A 16,176-nucleotide genomic window follows, 5' to 3' on the forward strand; every position below is an offset into this window, starting at 1 on the left:
CCAACATCCCCAAATTGCTCCCTCAATCCTTTGAGGAAGCTTCTGAAACGAAATATCAGGGGGGTCACTTTTGGACGCCGATTACCCCAATACAGGGGTCAAATTTGCATGCCGGTTCACACTTGTGACAAAAAGCAAATGTGGTGTTCCAACGCGGCCACGAAAGCGGTCACGGAAGAATAGACCGCATCAGCCCCACAAATGGCGTTTCGCAGCATTCATGGTTTCGGGAAGGGCAGTATCGGGAACTGTCGGGCCCGGTTCTCCGGCTGGAATCCGGGAGCAGAAGGACAGGAGGGGGCAGCGAGCCTATTTTGGGGCCTAAGTTGTGATCGAACATAAGCTTGAATATTTATGTCAGTATCTGCTATGATTGAGCATGGATTGGAGAGTCTGATGCCAAACGTCCACCTGACCGAACCGATGCAGAAATATGTGCAGGCACAGATCGAGTCCGGCGCCTACGCCAATCTGAGCGAAGTCGTGCGCGCCGGCGTAAGGATGCTGATGGAGAAGGATGGCGCTCGGCAATTCTATGCCCTCAAGGCCGATCTCGAGATGGCAGCCTCCTTGGCCGAAAATGGGGATTTCGCCGAATTCGATGCCCAAGCCTTCGAACCGGATGCGTTTGATCGCTGACCCACATGATTATTCGGCTTTCCGGTCGGGCTAGGGCCGACCTTGAAGAGATACGCACCTACACCGTCGAGACATGGGGCAGGGACCAATGGCTCGTCTATTACCGCCAGTTGGTCACCGCCTTCGAGCGGATCACCGGGGATCCCGACGCGGGCCGGGACAGGAGTCTCTTTGTCCCAGGGATGCGGTCCGTCAACTGCCAGCGTCACGTGATCTTCTACAAGCGGCTAGATGCGGCGGATGGCGCGGCAGTCATCCTGCGCATCGTGCACCAGCGCCGCAACATGCCCGCGCTCGTCTACTACGAGGATCTCGACGGCGGTTAGGTCAATGCGTTTTCTCATTTCAATAGCTCGACAAGCCTTCCATAGTCCCGGCTAACCTCCTGTGCCTCGTGAAACGCGCGTTGGCGCTCGGCGTCCAAGCAACGGAAGTATTCTTGTATGTTGGCGATGTAGCCCTCGAAATCAGAACGGAGCAGATCGGTATATTCTCGAATGTCTTCCGGCCGCTCGGGCAGGAAGGGCCGTTCCGGGGCGGTGCAGGCGTTTGCGATTTGACCAATTAGCCTGAACATCGCAACAAGTGCGAGCAATGGGTCGGGTTCTTTCCGTCCCACACCGGTCGCCCCGCGACCGTGACGCGCCGGAGGATAAGGGAATGGATCATGTTCGCGGTGCACCGCATCACCCGCAGACCCAGGGCAAGATCGAACGGTGGCATCAGACCATGAAGAACCGGGTTCTGCTGGAAAACTACTTCCTGCCCGGCGACCTGGAACAGCAGATCGGCGCCTTCGTCGACCACTACAACAACCACCGCTGCCACGAGAGCAGACGACCTCGGCGCAGCACGCCTCGTCCTGCGCGCCTCGGTGACGGTGTCCATCGCGGCGCGGGTTCGGCGCCCTTCGTGGCGGCCCCCTCTCTCCGCGACGCGACGAAAGTTCCGACGATCTCGCAGGCCAAGATCGACGGAGTGCTCAGGGTGTCGCGCCCTGATCTCGAGCGCCGGCGGGTCCCGACCGTCAAAAAGGTGCCCGAAGGCTCCCTGTTGCGGCCGCATAGGCAGGGCGATAGCTTCACTGGAAACAAATGAATCATGGTGGTCCTCCGGGGACTGTCGACTCCTTGGGGGGATGGATTCCATGACATTGCGGCTGTCAAACTCGTTCTCCAAGCTCGAGCTCTTCGTCAAAGTGGCGGAGATGGGCAGCATTTCGAAGGCGGCGCACGTTCTCGGCCTCACGCCGTCGGCGGTCAGCAAGGGCCTGTCCCTGTTCGAGGCCCAGCTCGGAACGACGCTCGTCAAGCGCACGACCCGCAGCCTGTCGCTGACCGAGAGCGGGACGATGATGTATCATCGCGCCGCCGCGATCCTTCAGGACATGGACTCAGCGCTCCACGAGGCGATGCAGTTCCGCACACCCTCAGGACACCTTCGTGTCTCATGCTCCATCGCCTTCGGGTGCACCCAGGTCTCCCGAATGCTGCGAGACTTCATGGCCGCATATCCGGAAATCGAGGTAGCGCTGACCCTCGACGATCGCCTGGTCGACCTGTCTTCCGAGGATTGCGACGTCGTCCTGCGAATAAGGGCGCCGGCCGACGGCAGCGATCCAGCGAGCACCGTCACGGCCCCCGGGTAATACCCGGGGGCCGAAACACGTCAAACGACATCACGGGCCAAGATGTCGCGTCATATCTTGGTTGCCACTCGGCCGGTCGGGCCCACAGCTCCATCCTCCGCCGTTGCCGGCTGGCGCGTTGCCCTAAAAAGGGCTCTGCCTCAATTTGTGTGGCGGAACGGTAGCATTCTCGCCCGCAACAGTTCTGGGCCGGCCCGGCCGTACATGGCGCGTTTGAGGGGTTTCAGGCGGTTGATCTGACCTTCCGCCTGGCCGTTGCTCCAGGGCATCTCGATTGCGTTTTTGACCGCATCGAAGTCCCGGTTCAAGGTGCGGGCGAAGCGTACGATGGGTGCCAGGTCGGTTTCGATCGCGTCGTCGATCCATGCAGGGAGCGGGGCTGCTTGGCGGCCACGCATGATACCGTTGAACCGCATGGCGAGGCTGCGCATCGTTGCGAAGGCGGGAGAGCCGGTCTTGAGAGCGTCGACTTTCCGCGCCTGATCCGAGGTGAGCTTTCCGCGGGGTTTGATGCACAGCGCGGCCGCGATGACCGGAGAGATCGCGTGCCCCGTTTCCGGGTCCCGGACCGGCTCCAGGATCTGGTGCTCCACGGCGGGGCCCTTCGTTTGCTTTTCGGCTCTGCGCCAGCCCGCCAGCAGCCGCTGTAAATGCGTCAGACTCCCCTCGTAACCACGCTCTCGGATCAGACTGAAAAGGGCGCTTCCAGTTCGAATGCCGTCCTTCCAACTTTGGCTTAGGAACTCTTCAAAGTACCACGGCGAAGTCAGTTTCAAAGCTGCCCGCCTGCGGTCCGGTGGTGTCTCGAACTGCAGCCATTTCGCGATGCTGCGACGCGGGAACCCTGTCCGTCGCCCGATCTCGCTGCAGGTAAGCCCCTGATTTCGGAGCGCATGGATGGTGGTGAAAATCTCTTCCCGAGACGTCCTGTGCGCAAGGCGGGACTTCAGAAGGCTTCCGGCTGCGTTGAAGTTGTCGGCGTCGGACAGCAGCGCCCTGCCGGTCGCACGGCCGTGAAGGTTCATCTGCTCCTCAATGGCCTGCCGCAGGTTCTGCACGATATGGAAACGGTCAGCGACCTGTTCCGCCTGCGGCGCCCCTTGCCGGGTAGCCTGGGCGTAGAGACCGCAGCGATCTCTGCTGATCACTTCTACCTCGGGATGTCGCTTCAGCCAGTTGGTGCAGGTGACGACATCTCGATCCTCGATAATGTCGATGACCACGCGACGCTCCAGATCGACAATGATCGTGTCGTAGGTTTGCGACTTCCGCTAGCTCCAGTCGTCGATCCCGATGACCGTCGGCGGCTCGGCGGTGCCTTGAGCACGCTTCTTCAACTGCCTGAGCACCGTGTCATCACTGATCCCAAGGCCCAAACGGTGCAAGAGCCGCTCGGCAGGCCGCCCGCCGGCCGCATGCCCAAGATGACTGACAATCTCCCCGACACGCGAGGTGCGCCGCGCAAAAAGGACGCGCAATCGAGGCGATCTGGTCCGAGAAAGTCCGACGCGGGCAAGCGAGCGCCAAACATCGCCAACGGCAAACCGCGAGATCAACCGTTACCTCGTCTCCATGCGCGGGAAAATCCTGCAGCCGCCGACGCCGCCAGCCGTGACGTCGTGGTGAATGCAATCCACAGTCTGGGCAGATGCCGTTTGGTGTCAGACTGCCCGATACAATCCACCCGCCGGATTCACTTCGCTCAACGCTTTGAACCGAAACATCGCTGCCGGGCGACCAGTGGTGCTTCGAAATCATGACTAGCCCTCCTGAATTTTCCAGTCTCAGGATAGTGGCGCCACACAAAATGAGGATGATCCTCTTTTTCCGAGATGCCCGGCCTGCCGGCCTCGCGCCTGGCGGGCCGCTCTCTGGCCACCCCTGTCGCAACATGCGCAGGGATGACCTGTCGTGCGCTTTTCCCGCGATGCGGAAGCGGCCCGGATCAGCCGGCGATCCTTGCAGTCATCTCGACCAGGCGCCTGGCCTGATGGGCGACCGCCCCCTTACCCGCATCGTCCAGGCCACCGGCATTGGTCGAAAAGCCATAGGGGTTGCCGCCGGCGGCAAAAATCGTCTCGTCGGTAAAGCCCGGCGCGACGATGATGGTGCCCCAGTGCATCGCGGTCGTGTAGAGGCTGAGGATTGTCGCCTCCTGCCCGCCATGCGGGTTCTGCGCGCTGGTGGTGGCGGTGAAGGTCTTGTTGGCCAGCTTGCCGGCACCCCACAGCCCGCCCAGCGTGTCGATGAAGGCGCGCATCTGGCTGGCGGCGACGCCGAAGCGGGTGGGCGACGAGAAGAAGTAGCCGTCGGCCCAGTCCATGTCCTCGGCGGTCACTTCGGCGATGTCGCTCATCTTGTCGAGCTGCGCCTTCCAGGCCTCCTGGCCTTCGACGATCTCTTTCGGCGCGGTCTCGGGGATGCGGCGCAGGCGAACGTCGGCACCCGCGGCCTGTGCGGCCTCGGCGGCAGCCAGCGCGACAGCGTGGTTGGTACCGTAGGTGGAGTAGAAGACGATTGCGATTCTGGGCTGTGCCATTGTGATTTCCTTTTCTGGGTTGGGTCGATTTCAAGCGTGCTTGATGAAGGTGCCGTTGTTGAGCTCGCGGAAGGCCTGCTGCAATTCGGTTTGCGTGTTCATTACGATAGGCCCGTGCCAGGCAACAGGCTCCTGGATCGGCCGTCCCGTCATCAGCAGAAAGCGGATGCCCTCGTCGCCCGCCTGGACCGTGATCTCGTCACCCGATCCGATCCGAACCGGACCAGCGTGCGGTTGCCGGATTGGTCGCGGATGTTCAGTTCCCGCCCGCGATATTCCTTCTCGACCTTGATGCCGATGGGATCGCTGGCATCGCGGAAGGTGCCCGAACCCGCAAAGACATAGGCCAGCGCATTGGAGCGGGTGTCCACCGGCAGTACCTTGCGGCGCCCGGCGGGGACCGAGACATCGAGCAGCATCGGGTTGGCAGCGATCCCGTCCACCGGGCCGGTCTTGCCCCAGAAAGAGCCGGTGATGACCTTGACCACCGTGCCGTCATCATCTCCCTCGACGGGAATGTCGCTCCCCGTAATGTCCTGATAGCGCGGCACCGTCATCTTCAGTGACGACGGCAGGTTCGCCCAGATCTGGAACCCGTGCATCTGGCCCTTTTCATTACCCGAGGGCATTTCCTGGTGCAGGATGCCCGCCCCGGCGGTCATCCACTGGACACTGCCGGCGCCAAGTACGCCGCGGTTGCCGAGCGAGTCGGCATGTTCGACATGGCCATCGAGCACATAGGTGATCGTCTCGATCCCGCGATGCGGATGCCACGGAAAGCCCTTGGAGTAGAGGCGGGGATCGTCGTTTCGGAAATCGTCCATCATCAGGAACGGATCGGTCAGCGACGGGTCACCGAATCCGAAGACGCGATGCAGGTGGACGCCCGCACCTTCGATTGCAGGTTGTGCATTGCTGGTGGCAGCCACGGGTCTGAAGGTCATGGGACGCTCCTTTTTTCCTTTTACCCCCGATTTGGGAACATCAGGGCAGATTTCGTATTGGCGATGATGTGGCACCCGTTGTGCGTTGACGCACGGATGGGGGTATATAGAGGCCGTCAACCCGTCTTGCGCAGCGTGAAACGGCCGCGGTCATGCGGGCGTGCGAAATCCGGCTCCGCGCCCTTGGGCACGATCTGCGTCGGATTTATGGTGCGCTGGCTGACGTAATAGTGCTGCTTGATGTGCCAAAGGCTTACGGTGTCTGCGATGCCCGGCATCTGGTAAAGGTCGCGGACGTAGTTCGACAGGTTCGGATAGTCCTCGATCCGGTGCAGGTTGGTCTTGAAGTGACCGTGATAGACAGCGTCGAAACGCACCAGCGTGGTGAACAGACGCCAGTCGGCTTCGGTCAGCCGGTCTTCCAGCAGGTAGCGCGAGTGGCCGAGCCGGACCTCCAGCGTTTCGAGTGCATCGAATAACTGGTCGAAGGCATCTTCGTAGGCCTCCTGAGTGGTGGCAAAACCGGCGCGGTAGACGCCGTTGTTGATCAGCGGGTACCCCAGGTGGCCTTGGTCAGGCTGCCCATGGTCCAGAAGACCACCGCCGAAAGAGCCTGTTCGGAGGCAAAATACTGCAAGAGCGCCAGCGCAGCGTTGAAGGAAAACACCAGAGCGATACCCAGCAAAACGATGGTTTCCACCGTTACGCCCCGCAAGCTTGACAGGCCGAATATCAACAGGGAGGCGGCCATTGCCATGGCAAAGGCATTGATTGGCACCATCAGCGCAATCGCAGCCGGAAACAGGGCAACGCCCAGCACCATGGCCAGCGCCGCACCGAACGAGGCCGCCGCCGACAGGCCCAGGGTGAAGGGGCTGGCCAGCGGGTTGGCGAGTATCGTCTGCATCTGCGCGCCCGCCAGCGACAGGCTCGCCCCCACGGTCACCGCCAGCAGGGCCATCGGCATCCGGATGTCCCAGACCACCACCCGCATCTGTACCTCCACCGAGCCCGGCGCAAAAAGCGTCTGCAACACATCCCCGAGCGCATAACGTGCCGGCCCCAGCGACACGTCCACCGCCATCGACAGCACCAGCGCTACCGTCATTGCCACAAGGAGCGTTTGGTCTGCCCAAATCCCGCTGACCCAAGAAACAACAGTGGCGGCGCAGATGGCCAGCCACCGTTTGCGGACATTTAGATCTGGGAAAACAAACTCACGCAACGCGGGCAGTCCGGTCCGTCATCTCCGAGAGTTCAACTGGCGCTATTCTGAGGCCGTTTCGTAATGGAGGCTCTGGTTCGGTTTGTGTTCGAGTTTGGGCGGAAGCGGCTTGGTGCTGCAACCGGAGCGTTCGGATTGTCTCTTTCTTGACCTTGACCTGAGACTCGACTTCCGTCCCGCCTTGGGGAGAATCCGTCGGTTGATTTCTGACTTCATGCGGCCTTGGTTTCCAGTCTCGACTTCCTTGCAAATTCCTGCGGCGGGAGATTTCCCAGGGATGAGTGGGGCATGTGTCGGTTGTAGTCCTCCTTCCATGCGGTGATTTTCTCTCGGGCTTCGGCCAGCGATGAGAACAGCGTTTCGTTCAACAGTTCGTCCCGGAACAGAAAGGTTGAAGGTTTCTGGCTTCTCCAATGACAATATTCTTGCTGGAGCGGGACGGCTGGATGGGCCAGGGCTGCGCGGTGCCGTACCTGCCGGCGAAGGGCGACGGAAACTATTGCGACGGTGGGCCGGGACATGCCTATCTATTCATAGGTGACCAAGACGCTCTTGTTCCGGGCGTCTGTTGGAAGCCGGGAGAGGGGACTGCGCGATGAAATGGTGTGGATTGCAGGTGACCTGATTTCCAATTGAGCGATTGGAGAAAGCGATATCTGCGACGACCCGAAAAATGCCATTCCGCCAAGCCACGACGCAATATGAACCCAGGGGGACCGCATGGCGCATTTTCCGGATCTGATTGGCGCGACGCGCTATGAATCACTCCTCGGCAAAGCTGAAATGACGATCGGCGACATCCGGTTGCGCGCAGCCTTGCCGCCATTGCCCGTGCCACTGAATACAGCCAGCGGTCAATTGACCCATGCTCCCGTTGTGTTGATCGACTTGGAAATGTCGTCAGGTGTGGTCGGCGTGAGTTACCTGTTCAGCCCACGTCCGGACATGTTGAAGCCGCTGATGGAGACAATCCGCGCGCTTTTCGAAATGGTGTCCGGAAAACTCTGCGACCCGGTCAGGCTTTCCGCGCATTTCGACCAACAGTTCCTGCTTTTTGGCGGCACAGGCCTGGTCACGATGGCCCGCTCCGCTCTTGACATGGCGCTCTGGGACGCAATTGCGAAGCAGCACGGGCAACCTTTGTTTCGGTTGCTCGGAGGCGTCGCAGAACCGATCCAGGCCTACGAGAGTTCTGGTTTGGGGCTGTCGGACTCTGGCGCTATAGTACGAGAGGCCGGCAGATTCATCGACAACGGCTTTGACCATATGAAGTTGCGCCTTGGCTACCCCGCGTTGCAAACCGATATTGAGGTGCTGGAAGCCCTGCGTCGTGAGATTGGCGACCGGATCGGTCTCATGGTAGACTACAATCAGGCGATGGACCGCGAAACTGCTCTGGGGAGGTGCACTGCACTGGATGAATTCCAGCTGGTGTGGATCGAAGAACCGCTACACGCGGCCGACCTTGAAGGCGCTGCGGCGCTGGCAGAAAGACTCACGACACCCATCCAGATTGGCGAAAACCTGTTCTCCCCATTGGAGGTCGACCGGGCATTGAGCCTGCAAGCGTGTGACTATTTGATGCCGGACGTGATGAAGATCGGGGGTGTCATGAACTGGCTATATGCGGCAGATCGCGCAAATCACAAAGGCCTGCCTGTTTCCAGCCATTTGTTTCCCGAAATCAGCGCGCATCTGCTTGCTTGCGCTCCGAACCGGCATTTCCTTGAGTATGTGAACTGGGCGGACGCCATTCTTCAGAGCCCGGTCACGCCAAAGAATGGGAATGTGACCATCGCCGAAACCCCGGGTACAAGTCTTGCTTGGGACGAGCGGGCCGTTGCACGATTTCAAGTTGCAACCTAGCTGCCCGACTACATGTGATTTTTGGGATTCAACGACGGCTTTTCGCCCAAATTTTCCATGCAATGGCCGCTATGCGCGTCTTATCGAAGGTCGATGCGCCGAACTGCCGAAGCTCGCCTAGAGTGTCCTTCGGGTTCTCAGCTGTCAGCTTGTCGAGTTCCTCAATCGGCTGCGGTGGTACGAGATCACCAACCAAGCTCGAAGGTTCATCACGCATGGCTTCGACTGGGGAGGGGTGGGTCAAATCTCTCAGATCGTGAAGGCCGCAAACCCGCACCTACCCGCACGCGCAGATTTTTTTCTGCTCAGCGGTGTTTTCCAGACCAAGCCCATACCAGACATAGCTCATAGCAGATCAATTGGATGAAGCATCTGATCGCGTAGTTCACGAGAAATTATTCTATTAATATCAATTAGTTATATTCTGGAAATGCAAGCGGCAAGCGACCCCACGATTAACTTGGCCTGAAAGCCGTTGAATTCGGCTCGACCAAAATCATTTTTCCCTGATACACATTGCGCGCTTTAAAAGCCCAATAAGGCGCGAGATCGAGGCTTCGTTGGGAAAGATGCCGACCACGTCGGCCCGGCGTTCCACCTCTTTGTTCAATCGCTCAATTGGATTCGTGCTGTGAAGCTTGGTGCGGTGCTGACATGGGAAGCCCATGTAGGCCAGTACGTCGTGTTCGCTTTCATCGATGTCCTTGCAGAGCTTGGAGAGTTGCCTTTCGCAGACGTCCCAATGCCTTTGTACGAAGGTTTCCCCAAGCAGGCTCAAGACGAGGGCGGCCCAAGTCTTCACAGCTTGCTACTGCGATACCACGGCACGCACTCGGTCGAGTCCCGCGACGAACGCATCGACGAGGGCCGTGTCAACGTTGTAAATTCTTAAGGCGGCTCTGGGGTCTTCGGCCAGGAGAGGCCAGCGCTCCGCCAGTCTCAGGTAGTCCGTTCTGGCGGCCGAGACGTTGCCCAAATTGGCATTGGCGATGGCCAGCAGCATGTAGCTGATGCTGCTGCCGTCGGCGGCGGAGTACGTCGCGGCCGAAAGCATTTCGTCCCAGCCTTCGTTCATCATGTGAGCCATCGCCATGAACATGAAGTACCTTGGAGCCGGAGATATCGAGCGCTCGATTGCGAACTCAAGGCTTGGCTTGGCTTCCGAAAACCGACCCTGATACCCCAGCATGACACCGAGATTTCCGACAGTTTCAGGATCATTCGGGTTTGTCTCGACGGCGCGCCGCGCATAATCGATCGACTGCTCGAGATCTCCTTCGAAGTGCAGGATATGCGACATCGCTTTCAGTGCATCCGTATCTCTGGGGTTCAGGGTCAAGGCATGAGCCGCGGCCTCACGCGCCTGCGCGTATCCCTCTTCCCTTGTCAGGTTTTCCTCGTAGTTGAAACGAGCCGCATCAAAGCGAAGGTAGGCAAGCATTGCCCAGCCGCGCGAAAATTCAGGTTGTCTTTGAACAGTCTCCTCGAGGCAGTTCCGCGTGTCCCAATAGAGATCCCTGCTTTGGATACGCCGATATTCCGTCGCGCGTGCAATGCAGGCGTAGCTTGTGAGGCTCGGGTCGGATGTCTCAGCGAGAAGCCTATCGCGGGTTTCACTCCGCACGACTCCATATTGCTGACCGATCGCGGCCGCGACCTGGGACGAAATCTCATCACTGATGCCGGATATGCCACGTTCGCCGTCGCTCTCCGAATACCGCTCGGACCAGAGAACCTCTTCGTCCTCATTTCGCGAAAGCTCGGCCCGGACGAACATCTGGTTTTCTTCCCGCCACACGATCCCATGCACCGTGTAAAGAGTCCGACCAGGGAGTGGGACCGCAGTTGCCCCCTCAGTCTCGTTCTCCCCGGTCTCCAAGGTGGTGTGCGCGCGGATGTCAGGAAACTTCAAGAGAGCGCCGGTGATGTCTTGGGCCAGCAATCGGGCGACCAAGGTCGCCTCGGCATCGCGGTTGGCCGTCTCGAAGGGCTGAACCAGAATGCTTGCGCCCCTGAATGGCAAGTCGGTGTAAGAATGGTCCTCGTCATCGGGCTGCATGACCCAGAACAGGACCGAGCCGACTAAGGCAACGACGCCAATAGCTACCAGCGCCACGAACGGAATTGGCAGCTTTTTGACCCGGGGCGCGTCGGCAATTTCGGGTGCTGCGGGGTCAGCCGCGTCGGCCTCCGTCGGCATTGTCGCGCCGTGCTCATGATCCAAAGCCAGTTGACGCGAAAATTTGGGCCGGTAATGCCCTTTGGGAACCTCGATCCGAACGGGATCTGTGCGGCCCGGGCCGGCATAGTAATTATCAAGGTCACGACGCAGCTTGCGTGCCTCGAGCCGAACGATCGGATCGCTTTGCTGGTCGAAATCCGCTCCCCGATCGAAAACCGCCATGGCGATGGTTGTCGCTTTCAGTTCCGACGCGCGACCAGCAAGTGCTTCATCCACAATGAATGCCAGCATTTCGCGCCGTCGTGCATTCGCCTGCAGTTGGGAAAATCCCAGAATTCGTTCGAGTTGCCGGCGGACCTCGATATCGTCGATCAACTCCGGGCTGTCGGCATTTCTGCGGGGCATGTGCCTTCCTGAGATAAATTTTCCGGCAAATTCCGCTGATACGTAACATGCCAATTTCGCCGCTGCCACGGCTGTTTGGCCCAGGGCGATCCTACGTTGCAACATGTTGCAACGTGCCGCTTCGCCCATGGTTCCGTCTAGGCTCCGGGCATAACAGCTCCGGAGGGGGCATGGACGCCACTTATCTGCAGACACTTGTGCGACGGTTCCCGGACCTCGAACTCGGCATCAAGAGGCTGCATCGCGACGATGCCGATTTCCAATCCATCTGCGAAGAGATGGAGATGGCGGAAATCGCGTGTGATCGGTGGAAGGACCTTCCGGATCGCGCTGACGAATATCAGAAGATATTCGACCGGCTCCAGGACGAGTTTCTCGACTACCTATCGGGGAAGACACGTGAAGCGTTTCTGCGACCGCTGCAACAAGGGATGAAAGACAATGGCCGGAATTCTTGAAGGAATAAAAGTGATCGAGGTCGCTTCGATGGCGGCCGCGCCGAATGCGACCGTGATCCTCGCCGATCTCGGCGCGGAGGTGATCAAGGTCGAGCCTCTTGGCGGCGATCCCTGGCGGTACGGACACATGACGCCGGGCCTGCCGCCAAGCAAGGTGCCATGGACGACCTACATCCAGAACCGCACCAAGAAGTCGGTGGCTCTGAATCTGAAGAAACCGGAAGCGCAGGAGGCGCTGCTCAAGCTGGCGGCGACGGCCGATGTCTTTCTGACCAACTCGCCGCACCCGGTTCAGAAGGCCCTGAAGCACACCTACGAGGACATCAAGGCGGTCAATCCAAGGATCGTTTACGCCTCCATCAACGGCTTCGGTCAGGAAGGTCCGGACAAGGACGCGCCGGGGTTTGACGCAACAGCGTGGTATGCCCGAACCGGGATCATGGAGGAGCTTCGGCCCAAGGATGGTGGCCCGGTGGCGCTGCCCGTCGGTCTCGGCGACCTCGGGACCGCGTCGACCCTGGCGGGCGCGGTTCTGGCGGGGCTTTTCCACCGGGAGCGGACCGGCCAGGGATCCGAAGTCTTCACGTCCCTGATGCACAACGGGCTGTGGGCGAACTCCTGCATGACACAGGCGGCTCTCGTGGGCACACCGCCGATGCAGAAATACGATCTTGAGGAATGGCCGAACCCGGTTTCCGGCGGCCGTTTCAGGACCAGGGATGGCCGATACGTCATCATCATGGAGATCAATCCGAACAATATCGGCAATCTCCGCGACGCCTTTGGCGCAGACCACCTGAAGGGGGATGAGCGTTTCGCGACTCCGCAGGCACGAATGCTGAACGCCAAGGCGCTGTTCGAAGAGATGCAGAGCATCATCGGGCTGCATGACCTCGCTGTCGTCAAGGAGCGCCTGCAGAAATTCGGGGTGAATTTCAGCGTTGCGCAAACGACCGAGGAAAACACCCGGGACGAGCACATGATCGCGAATGGCTGTTTCCCGGAGGTCGAGGGCGCAGATGGTATCCGCACCGTCGACAGCCCGATGCAGATCCACGCAGAGGGCTACGAGAAGGTCAAACCGCAAAACCCGCCCACTGTGGGTGAGCACACGGTCTCTGAACTCAGGGCCGTTGGGTTCAGCGAAGAGGACATCAAGGCGATGGCGGAGGCAAAGGCGGTGGGATTGCCGAAGTAGCAGGTCCGAAACCCGCATTGCCCCCTTCCAACCGAGCAACTGAGGACAAAACATGGCTGATGAGAGCAAGTTCTTCGAAGACTTCGAGATTGGCGACACCTACATGACCGCCGGTCGCACCATCACCGAAACCGATATCGTGATGCACGCGATGCATTCCGGTGACTTCATGCCCCACCATACGGACGAGGAATTCGCGAATTCGCAGCCGATCAAGCACCGGATCGCGCATGGCAACCTGACGTTCGTCATCAGCACAGGGCTGATCTTCCAGTCGCAGGGCATGAACGCCAACGTGATGAACTATGGCTATGGCAAGATCCGCTATCCCGGACCGGTCTACATTGGCGATACGATCAAGACCGAGGTCAAGGTTGTCGACAAGCAGGATGCCAGGCAACCGACCCATGGCGTGCTGACACAGACCGAGACGACCACCAACCAGCGTGGGGAAACGGTCTGTTTCGTCGAACACCTTCTTTACGTCAGGAAGAAGAATACCTGAGCGACGCAAGACGCCGAGGACAGAGCATTGATCAAACCATCCGACAGCACGGCTGCCTCAAAAGGCGATGCGTTCCGCGGCATGAGCGTCACCTGGCTGCTCGACCAATGGGTCGAGCGCCAACCGGACAAGACCTTCGTGATCTGGGCGCCCTTCGACCAGCCTGCGCGGAGTTGGACCTATGCCGAGATGGCGCACGAGGCCAAACGCTTCGCCGCGGGCCTGCATGCTCGGGGTGTGGGGGGCGGGGATTTTGTCCTGATGCACCACGACAACGCGCCCGAGTTCCTCGGCGCGTGGCTGGGCTGCGCCTATGTCGGCGCGGTGCCGGTGACGACCAACACCCGTTCGGTGGCGGAGAACGTGGCATATTTCGCCGAACTGATGCAGCCCGCCGCTGCGATCACGCAGCCCTCGCTTGCCCCACTTGTGTGCGAGGCTTGTGGCCCCGATACGCCGATGATCGTCACCGGCGATCCCGCCGCCGACTACGACGCCGATGCACTTGTCGCCACACCGCTTGCAGAGATCTTCTCGGACGGCCCGCTGCCCGATCTGGCCGCCGACCATACAAGGAACTTCGCCGTCCAGTTCACCTCCGGCACGACTTCGCGGCCCAAGCCGACCGTCTGGACCAACGCGAACGCCCTGTGGGGCGGCAAGACGACGGCCATGACCCTGCGGCTACGGCGCGAGGACGTCACGCTGCTGTACCTGCCGCTCTTTCATGCCAACGCGCAGGTGACGTTCTTCTCCGCCCTATGGGCGGGCAACACGGTCGTCGTTCACCCCAGCTTCTCGGCCTCGCGGTTCTGGGACACCTGCGCCGCCCATGGCGTCACCTGGGTGTCGATGATCCCCTTCGCATTCAAGGCGCTCAGCGGGCGGCCCGTGCCGGAGCACAAGGTTCACACCCTCATCGGGCTTGCCCATCTGCCGGAGGCAGAAGCCGAATTCCGCACGCGGACGATGGCGCTCTGGGGGATGACCGAAACCGGCACCGTCGCCATCATGACCGACGCGGACCATCCGGGGCCCGCGGGCACGATGGGACGGCCGCTCCCGCATTACGATGTCGAGGTGCGCAAGCCTGATGGGGCTCCGGCCGGTCCGGGGGAGGAAGGGCTTCTCTATATCCGTGGCGAGCGCGGTGCGTCGCTCTTCAAGGAGTACTATCAGCAGCCCGGGAAGACCGAGGAAGCGTTTGACGCCAGCGGCGCGCTGGATACCGGCGACATCGTCCGCATCGACGACGGAGGCTGGCTGTTCTTCGTCAACCGCGACAAGGACATGCTCCGCGTGGGCGGAGAGAACGTGGCGGCGCTGGAAATCGAAACGGCTATTCTCGAAACGGGCCTGATCATGGAGTGCGCCGTCGTCGCGCAGAGGCACTACATGCTGGGCGATGTCCCCGTCGCCTTCGTCACACTGACTGATGCCGGCCATGCTCTGACGGCAGAGGAGCTGACCGAACTGGTCCTAGCCCAATGCCGAGCGAAATTGGCCGACTTCAAGGTGCCCCGCTCGGTTTTCGTCGAAGAGGATCTGCCGCGTTCGAGCCTCGACAGGGTCGCCAAAGCCAAGCTACGCGACGGGTTGCCAAAGATCGAGGCCGACTGAATGCTGTGCCCCGGGAAACTTCTTTGGCGATACGGACCGTTTCCAAGGAAAGCCCCGGGAGAGCGATGCCGTGCTGAACGTTCTTCTCGCATCGGTTCTGGTCGGGTCAGGCGCGTCAACTGGAGCAAGAAGAAATGGCCGACTACGAGTTCATGATCACCGAGCGCCGGGGAAACCTCGGCATCGTGACCTTCGACCGACCCGATGCATTGAATGCACTCAACGAGCAGGTGGCGATGGAAGTCACCGATGCGTTGGCCGCGTTCGATGCGAACGACAGCATCGGGTGCATGGTCCTTGCCGGTGGAGACAAGGCTTTTTGTGCCGGCGCGGATCTGAAGTGGATCGCGTCTCAGGATTTCGAAAGCGCCTATCGCACGGACCTGGGTGCCTACATGGACAAGGTCGCCGAGCTGCGGAAACCCGTCATTGCCGCGGTCCGTGGCTTCGCCTTCGGAGGCGGCACCGAAATCTCGCTGATGTGCGACATCATCGTGGCCGACACGACCGCGCGGTTTGGGTTGCCGGAGGTCACGCTTGGCGTCATCCCCGGCGCCGGTGGACCGGCCCGCCTGACCCGCGCCGTCGGCAAGGCCAAGGCAATGTATTTCATTCTGACCGGCGACACGATCAGCGCCGAAGGTGCTGAACGCATGGGGATCATCACCAAGGTTGTGCCAGACGGCACGCATCTGGAGGAGGCGCTCCGGATCGGATCGGTCATTGCGGGCAATCCCCGCCTGGCCGTGCTGGCGGGCAAGGAGTCGGTGAACCAGCAGGCGGAAACGCCTCTCGCTCCGGGATTGAAGCTCGAGCGGCGGCTGTTCCACGGGCTCTTAGGAACGGCCGATCAGAAGGAGGGCATGGCGGCCTTCGCCGAGAAGCGAAAACCGAACTACACGAAGTACTGAGACAGCGATGGGGGTGGACGCGGTCGGCCTGTCGAA

The 16,176-nt window shown here is 60.5% G+C and carries 17 protein-coding genes and 4 pseudogenes; 10 read left to right on the plus strand and 11 right to left on the minus strand.

Annotated features, from left to right (window positions below):
• Positions 1 to 396 precede the first annotated feature (396 nt).
• Positions 397 to 639 carry a type II toxin-antitoxin system ParD family antitoxin gene (locus QO034_RS20935; protein WP_207077562.1) on the plus strand — a complete coding sequence of 81 codons (243 nt, stop codon included), beginning with the start codon at positions 397 to 399 and terminating at the stop codon, positions 637 to 639.
• 5 nt (positions 640 to 644) lie between these two features.
• A complete protein-coding gene (locus QO034_RS20940; protein WP_284487473.1) occupies positions 645 to 965 on the plus strand; it encodes a type II toxin-antitoxin system RelE/ParE family toxin in 321 nt (106 codons plus the stop codon).
• A 14-nt stretch (positions 966 to 979) separates the two neighbouring features.
• Here the strand turns inward: QO034_RS20940 and QO034_RS20945 are convergent, their stop codons facing one another.
• The gene (locus tag QO034_RS20945; protein WP_407696798.1) at positions 980 to 1,234 is read right to left on the minus strand and encodes a hypothetical protein; all 255 of its coding nucleotides are present in this window, start codon (positions 1,232 to 1,234) and stop codon (positions 980 to 982) included.
• A 59-nt stretch (positions 1,235 to 1,293) separates the two neighbouring features.
• On the opposite strand from QO034_RS20945, the pseudogene QO034_RS20950 reads away from it, so the two are divergent.
• Both QO034_RS20950 and QO034_RS20955 read left to right on the plus strand, forming a co-directional pair.
• Positions 1,294 to 1,473: pseudogene (locus QO034_RS20950) on the plus strand (integrase core domain-containing protein); the annotation flags it as partial.
• Between the two features lie 313 nt (positions 1,474 to 1,786).
• On the plus strand, positions 1,787 to 2,287 hold the full coding sequence (locus QO034_RS20955; RefSeq protein ID WP_284487474.1) for a LysR family transcriptional regulator: 501 nt from the start codon (positions 1,787 to 1,789) through the stop codon (positions 2,285 to 2,287).
• Between the two features lie 140 nt (positions 2,288 to 2,427).
• Here QO034_RS20955 and QO034_RS20960 read toward each other — a convergent pair whose 3' ends face one another.
• From QO034_RS20960 to QO034_RS20985, 7 genes and pseudogenes are all read right to left on the minus strand, one after another.
• Entirely contained in the window at positions 2,428 to 3,510 is a 1,083-nt protein-coding gene (locus QO034_RS20960; RefSeq protein WP_456115100.1) for an ISL3 family transposase, read from the minus strand.
• 133 nt (positions 3,511 to 3,643) lie between these two features.
• Positions 3,644 to 4,180: a transposase family protein gene (locus QO034_RS23465; RefSeq protein ID WP_456115101.1), complete on the minus strand. Its 537-nt coding sequence runs from the start codon at positions 4,178 to 4,180 to the stop codon at positions 3,644 to 3,646.
• A 52-nt stretch (positions 4,181 to 4,232) separates the two neighbouring features.
• Positions 4,233 to 4,826, minus strand: coding sequence for an NAD(P)H:quinone oxidoreductase type IV (gene wrbA / locus QO034_RS20965; RefSeq protein WP_284487475.1), 594 nt, complete (start codon positions 4,824 to 4,826; stop codon positions 4,233 to 4,235).
• A 30-nt stretch (positions 4,827 to 4,856) separates the two neighbouring features.
• Positions 4,857 to 5,770 (minus strand): annotated as a pseudogene (locus tag QO034_RS20970) (pirin family protein).
• Between the two features lie 116 nt (positions 5,771 to 5,886).
• Positions 5,887 to 6,363, minus strand: a complete 477-nt coding sequence (locus QO034_RS20975; protein WP_321170031.1) for a glutathione S-transferase C-terminal domain-containing protein — start codon at positions 6,361 to 6,363, stop codon at positions 5,887 to 5,889.
• Positions 6,318 to 6,878, minus strand: a complete 561-nt coding sequence (locus QO034_RS20980; RefSeq protein ID WP_284487476.1) for a FecCD family ABC transporter permease — start codon at positions 6,876 to 6,878, stop codon at positions 6,318 to 6,320. The genes QO034_RS20975 and QO034_RS20980 overlap by 46 nt, the downstream gene beginning before the upstream one ends.
• Before the next feature lie 329 nt (positions 6,879 to 7,207).
• Positions 7,208 to 7,378: pseudogene (locus tag QO034_RS20985) on the minus strand (integrase core domain-containing protein); the annotation flags it as partial.
• A 337-nt stretch (positions 7,379 to 7,715) separates the two neighbouring features.
• Here QO034_RS20985 and QO034_RS20990 point away from each other — a divergent pair.
• Entirely contained in the window at positions 7,716 to 8,861 is a 1,146-nt protein-coding gene (locus QO034_RS20990; protein WP_284487477.1) for an enolase C-terminal domain-like protein, read from the plus strand.
• 28 nt (positions 8,862 to 8,889) lie between these two features.
• Here the strand turns inward: QO034_RS20990 and QO034_RS20995 are convergent, their stop codons facing one another.
• The 3 genes and pseudogenes from QO034_RS20995 to QO034_RS21005 all read right to left on the minus strand — a co-directional run bounded on the left by QO034_RS20995 (position 8,890) and on the right by QO034_RS21005 (position 11,448).
• Complete coding sequence (locus tag QO034_RS20995; protein WP_284487478.1) at positions 8,890 to 9,078, minus strand: hypothetical protein; 189 nt, start codon at positions 9,076 to 9,078, stop codon at positions 8,890 to 8,892.
• 315 nt (positions 9,079 to 9,393) lie between these two features.
• Positions 9,394 to 9,600: pseudogene (locus tag QO034_RS21000) on the minus strand (transposase); the annotation flags it as partial.
• Between the two features lie 69 nt (positions 9,601 to 9,669).
• Complete coding sequence (locus QO034_RS21005; protein ID WP_284487479.1) at positions 9,670 to 11,448, minus strand: hypothetical protein; 1,779 nt, start codon at positions 11,446 to 11,448, stop codon at positions 9,670 to 9,672.
• 170 nt (positions 11,449 to 11,618) lie between these two features.
• Here QO034_RS21005 and QO034_RS21010 point away from each other — a divergent pair, with 170 nt between their 5' ends.
• From QO034_RS21010 to QO034_RS21030, 5 genes are all read left to right on the plus strand, one after another.
• Positions 11,619 to 11,906: a hypothetical protein gene (locus QO034_RS21010; protein WP_284487480.1), complete on the plus strand. Its 288-nt coding sequence runs from the start codon at positions 11,619 to 11,621 to the stop codon at positions 11,904 to 11,906.
• Complete coding sequence (locus QO034_RS21015) at positions 11,890 to 13,104, plus strand: CaiB/BaiF CoA transferase family protein (RefSeq protein WP_284487481.1); 1,215 nt, start codon at positions 11,890 to 11,892, stop codon at positions 13,102 to 13,104. Before QO034_RS21010 ends, QO034_RS21015 begins: the two co-directional genes overlap by 17 nt.
• A 52-nt stretch (positions 13,105 to 13,156) precedes the next feature.
• Positions 13,157 to 13,609: a MaoC/PaaZ C-terminal domain-containing protein gene (locus QO034_RS21020; RefSeq protein ID WP_284487482.1), complete on the plus strand. Its 453-nt coding sequence runs from the start codon at positions 13,157 to 13,159 to the stop codon at positions 13,607 to 13,609.
• Between the two features lie 27 nt (positions 13,610 to 13,636).
• Complete coding sequence (locus QO034_RS21025; protein ID WP_284487483.1) at positions 13,637 to 15,229, plus strand: AMP-binding protein; 1,593 nt, start codon at positions 13,637 to 13,639, stop codon at positions 15,227 to 15,229.
• 134 nt (positions 15,230 to 15,363) lie between these two features.
• Entirely contained in the window at positions 15,364 to 16,140 is a 777-nt protein-coding gene (locus QO034_RS21030) for an enoyl-CoA hydratase-related protein (protein ID WP_284487484.1), read from the plus strand.
• The last annotated feature ends 36 nt before the right edge of the window (positions 16,141 to 16,176 follow it).

The sequence above is a fragment of the Sedimentitalea xiamensis genome (assembly GCF_030164465.1).
Lineage (GTDB): Bacteria > Pseudomonadota > Alphaproteobacteria > Rhodobacterales > Rhodobacteraceae > Sedimentitalea > Sedimentitalea xiamensis.